Below are 12,017 nucleotides of genomic sequence, written 5' to 3'. Positions count from 1 at the left end.
GTTCGGGCTTTGTGATATTTTAAAAGAGGGTGTGAATTTTGACACACCCCCTTAATCTCTTGGTGTTGCCACAAGCGCAACACCATCCTCTACCTGTTCACCTTATGATATAATGCGATGGCGTCCGCCATAATGTCCTGGTGATCGAAGGCCAACACGGGCAGATCGGTCAAAGGGAACCAAGCCGCCTGAGCAGCATCGTCGTGCCCAGCCACAGTTATCTGACTGGCAACCATCGCCAGATAGGCCACCGAAATGGTGCGACCCCGAGGGTCACGGTCGACCTTCGAGTAGGCGCCAATCTGTCGAACCCGCTCAACGACGAGCCCCGTCTCCTCCTCCAACTCACGAATGGCGCATTGCTCCGCGGTCTCGTCCATGTTCATGAATCCACCTGGGAAAGCCCAGTGTCCCTTATAGGGCTCATTGCCCCGTTGTATGAGCAGCACCTTTGGCACCTCCTCAGTGGTAATAACCACGCAATCGGCCGTTACCGCCGGCCTCGGATATTGATAAGTGTAGGTCATAAGGCTATGCCATTCTACATCTCGCCCTGCACCTTCTTAGGCAGCACAAGGTTGAGCACTACGGCAAGGAGGAACACCACGGCTACGCAGTTCTCAGCAAACACCGTGCGCACAATCTCGGGGAAGATGGCAAACATGCCTGTGGCTTGCGTGAAGCCAAGACCCATGCTGAGCGAGAGACTCACGATAACCATGTTGCGCTGCGAGAAGCCAGCGCGCGCCATCATGCCAAAACCGGCAAAGAGGATGCTTCCAAACATCATGATGGTGCAACCACCGAGCACGGCCTGAGGGATGGTTGTCAGGGCTGCGCCAATAACGGGGAACACACCACCGATGATCATCACCACGGCTCCCACGCCAATGGTGAAGCGGTTGACCACACCCGAGATGGCCGCCAAACCCACATTTTGGCTAAACGAGGTAATGGGCGTACAACCAAACAAACCCGACACGGAGCTGACGAAACCATCGCAGCAGATGGCCGACCCCATCTCGCGGGTCGCGGGGTCGCGCTTGAGGGCGCTATTGCAAAGGGCTGAGGTGTCGCCAATGGTCTCGGTGGCCGACACGAGGTACACGGCCACAACGGAGAGAATGGCACCCACGTTAAACTCGGGGGTGAAAGGAAGGATGCGCGGGAGCGCAATGATCGACTGTCCCGACAAGCCGCCGAAGTCGACCATACCCATGAAGCACGAGAGCACATAGCCCACCACAAGACCCACGAGGACCGACAACGAGCGCAGGAAGCCCTTGGCAAACACCTGGCAAAGCAAGCAGGCAAGAAGCGTTACGCTACCCACGATCCAATTGCTCATGCTGCCGAAGTCGGTTGCTCCTTGGCCACCGGCAAACGAGTTGGCGCCAATGGGAAGGAGCGAGAATCCGATGGCCGTAACCACCGTGGCCGACGCCACATGAGGGATGAGCTTGATCCAATACTTAACAAACAGTCCGAGCGTTCCCTCAACCAATCCGCCCACGATGACCGCACCGATGAGCGTGCCCATGCCGTAAGCGCCGGCGATGCTGATGGCGAGCGAAAGGAACGTAAACGAGATGCCCATCACGATAGGCAAGCGAGAACCCACACGCCACACGGGGAAGAGTTGCACCAAGGTTCCTATACCGGCGATGACCATACAGTTTTGGATAAGTGCGGCGCTAATGGCGCTATCGAGCCCCACGGCCGCCGCCAAGATCATGATGGGGGTGATGTTGCTGACAAACATGGCCAGCACATGTTGCAAGCCGAAGGGAAGAGCCTTGCCCAACGGCACTCTACCGTCGAGCCGATAGAGGTTCTCTACTGAATTTGACATAATGCTTTATTGATGTTAGTATGAAACCTATAGGCCTGAACGCACCATTGCGCCCAGGCCATCGGTATGAAGTTAATTATAAATAGCTATCTTGATAACCCCGTCCTCCTTGTTCTCGAAGATGCGGTAGGCTTCCTCTATCCTGCTGAGGGGGAAGCGATGTGTGATGAGCGGTGTGGTGTCGATCTTGCCCTGCTCAATGAGGTGGAGCACCTCCTCGCAATCGCAACCGTCCACCCCACCCGTCTTGAACGTCAGGTTCTTGCCATACATGTTGGGCAAGGGCAACACCTGCGGTTCGTCGTAGAGGGCCACAATGGTGACGATGGCGTTGGGGCGCGCACATTGCCAAGCCAACTGGAACGTGGCGTTGGCGCCCGCCACCTCCAATACGCGGTCGGCGCCCCCATGGTCGCTATGGGCTTCCACAAACGCCTGACACTCCTCAGGTGTGGTGAGCAGCACCTCGGGATAATGCTTCTTTACGAATGCGCGACGTTCCTCCGACCGCTCACAAACAATGATGCGCTTCGGGTGTTTCAGCATGGCGCAGAGCAAGGTGCAGATGCCCGTCGGTCCCGCGCCGATGATGAGCACCGTGTCGTCCTCGGTAATCTCGCTGATGCGGGCCGCCCAGAAACCGGTGGCCAGCACATCGCCCACAAACAAGGCTTGCTCGTCGGTAACGCTATCGGGAATGCGGTTCAATCCTTGGGTGGCCAACGGCACGCGAACATACTCCGTCTGACCACCGTCAATGCGACAACCCAACGCCCAACCGCCATGGGGCGAAGTGCAGTTGTTCACATATCCATGCTTGCAATAGAAGCACTCGCCACAGAAGGTCTCCACATTCACGGTGACGCGATCGCCTTCCTTGATGCCTTTCACCTCACTCCCAACAGCCTCTACAACGCCCACCATCTCATGGCCAACGGTAATGCCGGGCACCGCCCTGGGCACACTACCATGCTTGATGTGGAGATCGCTCGTACAGATACTGCCCAAGGTAACGCGAACAATGACGTCGGTGGGTTCCTCTATCACGGGTTTCGGCTTGTCGGTCATGGCAAACCGTCCTTTCTCTATGTATGTGTATGCTTTCATGAGTTATGTTTTAATATTCACCACGTGGCCCCAAAGCATGGTCGAGTGTCGAGACCATACGGATCATGTCATGCTTGCAACAGGTATTTTGCCCTCTTGGCCTTGGGCAATGTGCTGATAATCAACTCGTAGGATTCCTTGATCCATGCCCTCACCAGGCATGGGTCGAGCTGCTCATAATAAATGTCGCTCCAATGTTTCTTATTCCAGTGAAACGCCGGAGTGACGGTTTCGTATTGCTCGCGCAAAGCTTCGTTGCGCTCAGGAGCCAACTTACAAGCAAAGCGAGGCATGCTATCGTTCAAGGAGTGGAATCCTCCCCCTAACCAAAGGCATAAAAATATCTTTCCCTCAACGCGGTAAGTTATGTTATCGTCGCCAAAGGGTTGGTCTTCGGTCACGCCATATAGCGACAGCGTGTAGGCCCTCACTTGCTCTATGTCCATGGTTGCTTGGGGTTCTCTGTTGATGATTTATCGGTCTTGAAGGCCCTAAAGCCTGCATGCGCCAAGAGAGGGTTTCGGCCGAGCGCTACCAAACACTCCCGCAAACCGTTTCTTGACGCATGGCAAAGGTAAAAATAAAAACAGAGAATCCCACTCTCTTTCGCAGGAAATTTCAATCAAGACCTCACACTTTCTTGCCCAACTCGTATGCCTCCCGCAACTTACCGTTGCCGGCAATGGCGCGCGGGCCATCTACGCCTCCACAGAAAAGTGTGGCCGCCAAGCGACTCTTGGGGTAGCAATCGACCCATCCGGTGAGGCCGGCCTCGGCGCGTTGGGGCACCTCTGGCTCGTCCTCTGCAGCCGTGGAGAGCATGTAAACATCGCGGAACCGATAGTCCAAACGATACATGGCGTTCATGCGGTCAATGAGCACCTTCATCTGGCCGCTCATCTCATAGTAGTAGATGGGCGTGGCCCAACAAACCACATCAGCGCCAAGCACCTTCTGCATGATGTCGTTAACATCGTCTGGGATGGCGCACCTTCCCAGTTTCTGGCAGGCCATGCATCCCTTGCAGAACGCTATTTGCTTGCCAACGAGCGAAATCTTCTCCACTTCGTGCCCCGCCTTGCGAGCACCTTCCGCAAACTGATCAGCGAGCATGTCGCTATTCGACCCAACACGTAAGCTGGTTGAGATAACAATTACTTTCTTCATATCGATTTTCCGAGTTTACAGTTTGTTATATTCCTCTTCGCTCACAGGCTCCAACCATTCGTTGGGGGCCGAACCAGGGCATGTGTTTTCCACCTGCACATGGGTGGCGATATGCTGGAACCATGAGTCCTTTTGTGCGCCATGCCAATGCTTCACGCCTTCTGGAATATCGACCACATCGCCCGCCTTGAGTGGAATGGCCGGCTTGCCCCACTCCTGATACCATCCCTTACCCGACACACAGATAAGCATTTGGCGTGCGCCATGATGTATATGCCAATGGTTGCGGCATCCAGGCTCAAAGGTCACGTTGCTCATAGGCAGAGCCGATTGCTCGCCTTCGCCAATATTTTTGGGAGTCAACGGGGCGAGATAGCTATTGCCCGTGAAGTATTTGGCGTATGCCGTATTTGGACTTCCTATGGGAAACGCCAGATGGTTGGCTTCGTCCGAGACCTCCGGGGCCACCTCATCCGCCCACACATCCTTGGCAAGATTGAAGGCAGCCCATGCCTTGGGCCATCCGGCATAGAAGGCGATGTGGGTTATTATCTCAGCTATCTCGGTGCGGGTAATGCCATTGTTCTTGGCCGCCTGAAGATGATATTTCAGCGAACTATCGGTAATGCCCTGACTGATGAGTGACGTAAGGGTCACCACACTTCGGTCGCGCAACGAGAGAAGGTCGTTGCGGCTCCACACCTCACCAAAAAGAATGTCGTCGTTAAGATGAGCAAACTCTGGGGCAAACTCGCCCAACTGTGCGCGTCCTGCTGTCTGTACTATTTTCTTTTGTGCCATAACTTGCATTGAAATTGTTATGATTATTATAGTTAAAACAAACCTCTTCATATCCTTGGGCACTTATACGATCTTTCTATATTCAGAAGGCGTCTGTCCCGTCTTGGCCTTGAAGAACCTCACAAAGTGTTGGGAATACTCAAAGCCAAGCTGTTGGCTCACCATCTTAACGCTTAGCGTCTCGTCGTTAAGGAGTTGTTGGGCAGCCCGTAGCACACGATCATTGATAAGGTCCTTGGCCGTCCGTCCCGTCTCGGTCTTCACCAACTCGCCAAAATACTTAGGAGAGTAGCAACATTTGTCGGCAAAGAAAGCCACCGAAGGAAACCCTTCGTGCTGGGCTTGGTTGGCAATGTATTGGTCGAGCAACATCGTAAATTTCCTCACCACCGAATGGTTGATCTCCTCGCGGGTGATAAACTGACGGTCGTAGAAGCGCAGGCAATAGTTCAACAGCAACTCTATGTTGCTCACGATCAACTCACGCGAGTGCTTGTCGATGCTTCGTTTCAACTCCTGTTGTATCATGGAGAGCACACCCCGGAATATGTCAATCTCGCCACACGAAAGGTGCAACGCCTCGTTGGAGGTGTAATCGAAAAACTCATATCGGCCTATGCGCTTACCCAACGAGGTGCGACTGAGCAGGTCGGGGTGAAACACGATGGCTGTCCACTTAGGAACCGACACATCAGGATTGGGCTCCACGTGGATTACCTGACCCGGTGCGAAACTTGTAACCGTCATCTCATCGAAATCATACTTGGTGCGCCCATACGACAATTTGCATCCTTTGTTCTCCTTGAGAAACAGGGCATAGAGGCCATAATGGCACGTAACCTCCTCCAATGTCCTTGGCTTGTCAAAGCGCACCACGCTCACCAACGGGTGGAGCGTATCAAGATGATAGAAATCGTTGAACTCTTGGACGGTATTGAAATAGACCTCTTGCATAAGCGCCTCACTTTCGTCAGTCCACAATACCCAACACATCTTCCACGATTTGCTCATCGAGCAAACGGTTGTTGGTAAGCAACTCGTGCACGTCGTAACGGTCGTAGAGGCCCTTCTTGATGCCGCCCACAAGCACCTTCATCTGCGATGTGCCATAATAAGACGCGATGCGCTCTCCGAATCCACCATCCTTGCAACCATCCTCAAGCGTCACCACCAGTTGGTGATCGTCCTTCAAGGCGTTAAGCACGTCGACGTCAACGGCGTTCAAATAGCGAGGATTGATGAGCGTGGCGTCAACGCCCTTGTCGGCCAAGAGACGCACCACGTTCTCTCCCTTCTGGTAGAACGATCCTGCGGCAATGATAGCCACCTTCGACCCTCGGTGCATCACCTTGTACTTCGGGGCGTAACCATATTCGGCATCAACCGGCTCGGCGGTGTGAACCACCCCATTGCTTGGCGTACGAATGGCGATGGGCTTTTGGTCTTGCTGGATAGCCCAACGCATCATGGCAAAATACTCCTCGCAGGTGGTGGGTGCCAGATAGATGAGACCCGGAATGCTGCAAAGCATCGGAATGTCGAAGAGGCAGATGTGGGTGATGTCGTTCATCGAGTTTACGCCACCTCCCACTACGTTGATGACCGCCGGATTGGCGTTGATGCAAAGGTCTTGCGCTATCTGGTCGTAGGTGCGCTGAATAAAGGTGCTGTAAACCGTCCACACGGGATGCAATCCACCCTTTGCCATTCCTGAGATCATGGCCACCGCCTGCTCCTCGGCAATGCTCATGTCAATGTGTTGCTTACCTGCTTCCTTGCGCTTGTCGGGCGTAAAGCCTGCGGCTGTGGGCGTTCCTGCCGTAACGGCGATGAGCGTCTTGTCGTGCTTCATCTCGCGTAACATCCAGTCGCTGAAGAGCTCCGCATAATCCTCGCATGCCACCACCTCGGGCATCGTACCATCCGCATTCCTCACCGGCCTACTGCCATCCTCCAGGTTAAACGGCAATCCCCAATGCCACGCTTCCTTGTTCTTAACGGCTGGTGCGTAGCCGTGTCCCTTCTCGGTGTGGATATGGACCACGGTAGGCTTGTCGGTGTCCTTAACACTTCGGAACACCTCTATGAGTTTTTCTATATTGTTGCCTTCCTCCAGATACTTGTATTCGAAGCCCCAAGCCTTAAACCAGTTGTGCTCGCATGTACCCCCCGACTCTCGAAGGGCACGTAAGTTCTTGTAGATGCCGCCATGATTCTCTGCTATCGACATCTCGTTGTCGTTCACCACGATGATGATGCCCGTACCCAGTTCGGAGGCTTCCGAGAGACCTTCGAAGGCCTCGCCACCCGAGAGCGATCCGTCGCCGATAATGGCGATGATGTTCTCGTCGGTTCCCTTCACATCACGCGCCTTTTGTAAGCCCGTGGCCAGACTGATGGACGTGGAGGTATGGCCTACCTCAAAATTGTCGTACTCGGGGCATTCGGCAGGCGACGAATAGCCCGAGATGGCGTTCATGTCATCTACATCGCCCAAGAATCCCGAGGCACGCCCCGTCAACACCTTATGAGGATAACTCTGGTGGCTCACATCGAACACCAACTTATCTTTCGGCGCGTTGAACACATAATGCAACGCCACGGTAGCTTCCACAAAGCCAAGGTTAGGTCCCACGTGTCCACCATGCTTGCTTACGCGGTTGAGCACGGCCCGACGTGTTTCGTCGGCCACCACTTGAAGCGCCTTCAAGTCCAGCCCTTTCAAGTCGACTGGCGACTGAATTTTTTCTATATACATGGTTGTGTTGTTTTGTTGATGAATACTTGTTTTCGTTTTTCTTGGTGCAAAGATACCCACTTGGTTCGTATTACCCTATACCCCGAGTTCGGAAATAATTACCCCAATAACCGATTATGGCATTCCGGGTACTATTCAAAGGCAATGTCGCAGGCCTCAACCACACGTTCGCCCATGTCGATCATGGCGTTGAAGAGGCTCACGCGTTGCGCACGTCGCAGGTCGGCAAGCGTCAGGTCGGCTTCCTTCAGCAATCCTTGGTCGAGCAGGAAGGCCCGCTTGGTGCCCAGGAGCAAGGGGCGGCGCGGCGTCAACCATTCATGGCCATCATACAGAGCGAGGTTGGTGTAAGAACTATCGGTTACCATCCCATTCTTCACGATGACAATCTCATCGCAGTTGCCACGCTTCGTCACCAAGGCGTTGAGCGCCGACCGATCCACGCTCTTATAGTCATAACCGATCGAATCGTCGCAAACCACTCGCAATGAGCGAATTGGACGCATGGCATAAGATGCATATTCTACCTTCTCCACACCCTTTTCGCCATACACCACACGCGCCTTGAAAAGGTCCATATCGGCCTTCGGCGCCACCCACTCTTCCAAACGGGGCATGGCCGTGAGGGCAAGCGCGGGAAAGAAATGGGCGATGGTACGCTCCATGCGTGCCTGATGGTAAGCGAGAGCCAAGGCCTTACCATTCTTGACCTTGATGGTCTCCACAAATTGTTGCATCATAGTTGGGATTGTTCGTTACGATGGCGCACATCGAATGCACCTTATTATATTTATGCCCCACCCCGTTCACTCGAAGGGCAGGTAAATCTTTTGAAGAACCTCGTCGTATTCCTTTCGGCAATCACTCTTCGAGGTGATGCCGCCTCCGGCCTTGAACGACAACCCGTCGCCGTGCTGCTCCACAAAGCGTATCATGACGGCGGAGTTGAGTTCTCCTCGGTCGTAGATGCCCATGATGCCGGTATAGAAGCCGCGGTCGTAGCCTTCCGCCTCCTCGATAATGGCCACCGTCTTGTTCTTGGGCGCTCCCGTTATGGAGCCCGCAGGTAGTTGCGCGGCCAGCATATCGCCGATGTGCGCTTGGTAATTGCGAGACAAGCGCCCACTAATCTCGGAACTTGTTTGCAGGATGTCGCCCTTATTGGTATGGAGCACATCCACATACCGGTACTTGTCGACGCGCACATCCTCGGCCACCCTACTGAGGTCGTTGCGTATGAGATCGACGATGGTGGCGTGTTCAGCCGCCTCCTTCGCGTCGGCCATCAACACCTCCTCGGCCTGGGGCAACGAGGCGTCGAGCGTTCCCTTCATGGGATAGGAATAGACGCGCCCACCCTTGACCTTCACGAAGGTCTCGGGCGAGAAACAAACAAAATGGCGGTTTTCCTCCTCGTGCCCACGGAGCAGCAACTTGTATTTTCCCTTGGCATGAAGAAAGATGTCGTGAAGCGATAGGTTGCACCTCACAGGCACCTTGCATGTGAGGTTGGCGAGATAGCTGTTGCCCATCAACATGTTGTTCTTCACGATATCGAAGCTCTTCTCGTACGACGCATACGAGGGAGCGTCGACCTCCCATTGCACCTCAGAGGGGAAGGGAGGCTCCACCTGTCGCCCCACGTTAGACATGCCCTCAAAATCGTAGAGACACTCCTGTGGGTCAATATCCGACAATTTTTGGATAAAAGCATCATCACCTTGGAAATTGACGACGAAGAGAAAAGGGTCGCCTTCTTGAGCGAGCAGGTTGATACGTTCGATAATATCTTGTTTCATAGTATGCATGGATCATCCTCGTGGGGATGTCATTCAAAGAACTTTTCAATTAGCACCAGACTCATGAATCCTAACAACAGGGCGTAGGTGGCTTGTTTCTGATAGCCATGCGCATGGGTCTCGGGAATCATTTCGTCGCTCGTCACATAGAGCATAGCCCCTCCGGCAAAGCCCAGCATCACGGGCAGCAACGCCTGCGAGGCGCTTCCCAGAGCAAAGCCCAGCCACACGCCAACCACCTCAAGCAACCCGATGGCCACCGATATGACAAAGGTGCGCATGGGTTTCACGCCGGCCAACAGCAATGGGGCTATGACCACCATGCCCTCAGGCACGTTCTGTATGGCGATGCCCAAGCTAACGGTCCAGTTGGTGGCCACCACATCGCTCAAGCTCACACCAGCGGCCATGCCCTCAGGCAATTTATGCAAGGCGATGGCCATGACAAACAACAGGATTCTATTGAGCGACGCGTTATGGCGATGCTCTTCCGCGTCGAGTCCGGTGATATGATGCAAATGGGGCGTAACCAGGTCGAGCACATTCAGGAAGAACGCGCCCGCCATGACACCTGCCACCACCAACCACCATTGCTCGCCCTGCTCAAAGGCCGGAACGATCAGGCCCAAGGTAGCGGCGGCCAGCATGATGCCGGCACAATAGCCCAGTATTGTGTCGTTCCACTTGTGCGACAGGCCCTTGATAAGGAATCCCAGCACACTACCGATGATCGTCGCTCCGCACAGTCCGGCGGCGCTAATCCATACTTGGGCCATTGTCTACAACGCTTACCACATCCACCACATGGCTGCCCGCCCCTATCAGGTCGGCACGCTCGGAGATGCTCTTTTGGTATTCTATGAAATGGGCGAACGTCTCTTCGCTCATGCGATTGAGTCGCGTGCGCATATAGTCGGACGCTCCATCGGGCGAGAAAATGGTTACCCGCTCCAGACCGGTGCCTTGGTCGAGACGGTCGATATCCTCCAGGCGCACATAGTCGTAAAGCTCGTCAGGTTGCGCCTGAATGTGGAAATGCTTGTCTACAGCGCCTCGCTCCAACAAGCCCCCTATGCGTTCCTCGTCGAAGCAATACGACAGGATGCTGTATTCGTTCATGAGGTAGGCCACAAAAATGACGCCCCCAGGCTTCGTTACGCGCTTGGCCTCGTTCAGGGCCTTGATCTTCTCCTCGTCGCCTATCAGGTGATAGAGCGGACCGAGCAGCAACGTGACGTCGGCCCACGCCGTAGGCAAGAACGGCATGTTCCTCGCGTCGCCTTGCACCACATCGGCCGTAGGTTCACGCTTCAGGAACACCTCTATGTTGCGACGCACCAGCTCCACGGCCTTCACCTCATAGCCCTCGGCCATGAGGGCGGATGTGTAGCGACCCGTTCCGGCGCCAATGTCGAGCACACGCGCGCCCGGCTTCAGAAAACGGTGCAGATGGTGCAACGTGGTTTCAAACTCAACAATGCCATGACGGCGCAACAAGCGCTTGTCCTCGGGATGTTTGTTATAATGCTTCTCTATGTTGGATAAGGGCATAATGCATAGCTTTTTTGTGTAGGCAAAGGTAAGCATAATAACTGAAAAAGCCTTCCACAACATGGCTTTTTTACGGATTGCCTATGGCTCGGGGGTAATGCGTTTGCGGTCGCTATGAAAGCGCTTACGCGTTTGGGCCATGGCCTCGGTTGCCATGGCGTGCGTCTCGATGAGCAGTTTACTCTTATGGTAAGCCACGATCTTGACCGCAACCGAACGATGCCTGGCCTTCGCCTCAATGCATTGTTGTATCAAATCGGGATTGGCCGACTTGGCCGTCGGCACCTTGTCGAAGTTCATGATGTAAGCGGCGTTGGTCAGGAAGAGGAGGTCGGACGCTTCGGGCAGATGGCGCATCACCTTTACCATGAGGGTGAGCATCATGCGAAACTCGGTGGTATGCAAGTCGCTAATCGCCTCACGCCCGATGGTGCGCCCTTCGCTTTCTATCACCACGGCGGCACCTCCTGCACGCTCCTTATGCCCATAGTCGCACGAGCCGCCTATCCAAACCTGATAGGTGGCAGAAGGCTGGGATGTTGGCATAGACGTCATGCGCTTCCCCCTACGCCTTGATGGCGTTTAAGATTTGCTCGGCGTGGATTTTCGTCTTGATTTCCTTGGGTGTGAAGATCTTCTCAATAACGCCTTCCTCGTTGACGAGATAGGTGGTGCGGAGGATGCCGATGGTTTTGCGGCCGCACGTCACCTTCTCTCCCCAACATCCCAACGCCTGCAACAAGGTGGTGTCGGTATCGGCTATGAGGGGGAACTGCAAGCCGTGGGCGTCGGCAAACTTCTTCTGCAAAGCCTGCTTGTCCTTGCTCACACCAATAATCTCGTAACCTGCGGCGGCCAACTCCTCCTTATGGGCCTGCAACGAACAGGCTTCGGCGGTGCATCCGCTGGTGTTGGCCTTGGGATAACTGGTAACTATTCAGCGGTAGCGCTGCACCCTTAATCCATAATTGAAATATACTGC

General features: G+C 54.4%; 14 protein-coding genes. All 14 read right to left on the bottom strand.

Annotated elements, in window-relative coordinates; genetic code table 11:
• Window positions 1-89: 89 nt before the first annotated feature.
• Window positions 90-527: an NUDIX hydrolase gene (locus WKK33_RS11725; protein WP_215759866.1), complete on the bottom strand. Its 438-nt coding sequence runs from the start codon at window positions 525-527 to the stop codon at window positions 90-92.
• 14 nt (window positions 528-541) lie between these two features.
• Window positions 542-1,852, bottom strand: a complete 1,311-nt coding sequence (locus tag WKK33_RS11720) for a nucleobase:cation symporter-2 family protein (protein WP_337934039.1) — start codon at window positions 1,850-1,852, stop codon at window positions 542-544.
• Window positions 1,853-1,924: 72 nt separating this feature from the next.
• Window positions 1,925-2,959: an alcohol dehydrogenase gene (locus WKK33_RS11715; RefSeq protein ID WP_337934037.1), complete on the bottom strand. Its 1,035-nt coding sequence runs from the start codon at window positions 2,957-2,959 to the stop codon at window positions 1,925-1,927.
• Between the two features lie 68 nt (window positions 2,960-3,027).
• Window positions 3,028-3,405 carry an MmcQ/YjbR family DNA-binding protein gene (locus WKK33_RS11710; protein WP_337469166.1) on the bottom strand — a complete coding sequence of 126 codons (378 nt, stop codon included), beginning with the start codon at window positions 3,403-3,405 and terminating at the stop codon, window positions 3,028-3,030.
• A gap of 184 nt (window positions 3,406-3,589) precedes the next feature.
• On the bottom strand, window positions 3,590-4,126 hold the full coding sequence (locus WKK33_RS11705; protein ID WP_337469167.1) for a flavodoxin family protein: 537 nt from the start codon (window positions 4,124-4,126) through the stop codon (window positions 3,590-3,592).
• Window positions 4,127-4,141: 15 nt separating this feature from the next.
• Window positions 4,142-4,936 (bottom strand): carboxymuconolactone decarboxylase family protein, encoded by a 795-nt coding sequence (locus WKK33_RS11700; RefSeq protein WP_337934036.1) that lies wholly within the window; start codon window positions 4,934-4,936, stop codon window positions 4,142-4,144.
• A 54-nt stretch (window positions 4,937-4,990) separates the two neighbouring features.
• Window positions 4,991-5,881 (bottom strand): helix-turn-helix transcriptional regulator, encoded by an 891-nt coding sequence (locus tag WKK33_RS11695; RefSeq protein ID WP_337934042.1) that lies wholly within the window; start codon window positions 5,879-5,881, stop codon window positions 4,991-4,993.
• 16 nt (window positions 5,882-5,897) lie between these two features.
• Window positions 5,898-7,685 (bottom strand): 1-deoxy-D-xylulose-5-phosphate synthase, encoded by a 1,788-nt coding sequence (locus tag WKK33_RS11690; RefSeq protein ID WP_337934034.1) that lies wholly within the window; start codon window positions 7,683-7,685, stop codon window positions 5,898-5,900.
• 131 nt (window positions 7,686-7,816) lie between these two features.
• Entirely contained in the window at window positions 7,817-8,425 is a 609-nt protein-coding gene (locus WKK33_RS11685; RefSeq protein WP_252344926.1) for an aminotransferase class IV family protein, read from the bottom strand.
• Between the two features lie 66 nt (window positions 8,426-8,491).
• Window positions 8,492-9,493: an aminodeoxychorismate synthase component I gene (locus WKK33_RS11680; RefSeq protein WP_337934032.1), complete on the bottom strand. Its 1,002-nt coding sequence runs from the start codon at window positions 9,491-9,493 to the stop codon at window positions 8,492-8,494.
• A 20-nt stretch (window positions 9,494-9,513) separates the two neighbouring features.
• Window positions 9,514-10,260 (bottom strand): ZIP family metal transporter, encoded by a 747-nt coding sequence (locus WKK33_RS11675; protein WP_337569261.1) that lies wholly within the window; start codon window positions 10,258-10,260, stop codon window positions 9,514-9,516.
• Window positions 10,241-11,035 (bottom strand): class I SAM-dependent methyltransferase, encoded by a 795-nt coding sequence (locus WKK33_RS11670; protein ID WP_337934031.1) that lies wholly within the window; start codon window positions 11,033-11,035, stop codon window positions 10,241-10,243. The genes WKK33_RS11675 and WKK33_RS11670 overlap by 20 nt, the downstream gene beginning before the upstream one ends.
• An 81-nt stretch (window positions 11,036-11,116) precedes the next feature.
• Window positions 11,117-11,581, bottom strand: coding sequence for a ribonuclease H (locus WKK33_RS11665; RefSeq protein WP_337469175.1), 465 nt, complete (start codon window positions 11,579-11,581; stop codon window positions 11,117-11,119).
• A gap of 19 nt (window positions 11,582-11,600) precedes the next feature.
• On the bottom strand, window positions 11,601-11,972 hold the full coding sequence (locus WKK33_RS11660; protein WP_337934041.1) for a peroxiredoxin: 372 nt from the start codon (window positions 11,970-11,972) through the stop codon (window positions 11,601-11,603).
• Between the last annotated feature and the right edge of the window lie 45 nt (window positions 11,973-12,017).

This window comes from Hallella sp. (genome assembly GCF_037460745.1).
Lineage (GTDB): Bacteria > Bacteroidota > Bacteroidia > Bacteroidales > Bacteroidaceae > Prevotella > Prevotella faecis.
Note: the sequence above shows the minus strand (reverse complement) of the source record. Positions and strands in the feature narration are given on the sequence as shown.

Bases quoted from the DNA above. Each gene is read 5' to 3' on its own strand.
- WKK33_RS11725 (WP_215759866.1), bottom strand. From the start codon at position 527: ATGACCTACACTTATCAATATCCGAGGCCGGCGGTAACGGCCGATTGC.
- WKK33_RS11720 (WP_337934039.1), bottom strand. From the start codon at position 1,852: ATGTCAAATTCAGTAGAGAACCTCTATCGGCTCGACGGTAGAGTGCCG.
- WKK33_RS11715 (WP_337934037.1), bottom strand. From the start codon at position 2,959: ATGAAAGCATACACATACATAGAGAAAGGACGGTTTGCCATGACCGAC.
- WKK33_RS11710 (WP_337469166.1), bottom strand. From the start codon at position 3,405: ATGGACATAGAGCAAGTGAGGGCCTACACGCTGTCGCTATATGGCGTG.
- WKK33_RS11705 (WP_337469167.1), bottom strand. From the start codon at position 4,126: ATGAAGAAAGTAATTGTTATCTCAACCAGCTTACGTGTTGGGTCGAAT.
- WKK33_RS11700 (WP_337934036.1), bottom strand. From the start codon at position 4,936: ATGCAAGTTATGGCACAAAAGAAAATAGTACAGACAGCAGGACGCGCA.
- WKK33_RS11695 (WP_337934042.1), bottom strand. From the start codon at position 5,881: ATGCAAGAGGTCTATTTCAATACCGTCCAAGAGTTCAACGATTTCTAT.
- WKK33_RS11690 (WP_337934034.1), bottom strand. From the start codon at position 7,685: ATGTATATAGAAAAAATTCAGTCGCCAGTCGACTTGAAAGGGCTGGAC.
- WKK33_RS11685 (WP_252344926.1), bottom strand. From the start codon at position 8,425: ATGATGCAACAATTTGTGGAGACCATCAAGGTCAAGAATGGTAAGGCC.
- WKK33_RS11680 (WP_337934032.1), bottom strand. From the start codon at position 9,493: ATGCATACTATGAAACAAGATATTATCGAACGTATCAACCTGCTCGCT.
- WKK33_RS11675 (WP_337569261.1), bottom strand. From the start codon at position 10,260: ATGGCCCAAGTATGGATTAGCGCCGCCGGACTGTGCGGAGCGACGATC.
- WKK33_RS11670 (WP_337934031.1), bottom strand. From the start codon at position 11,035: ATGCCCTTATCCAACATAGAGAAGCATTATAACAAACATCCCGAGGAC.
- WKK33_RS11665 (WP_337469175.1), bottom strand. From the start codon at position 11,581: ATGCCAACATCCCAGCCTTCTGCCACCTATCAGGTTTGGATAGGCGGC.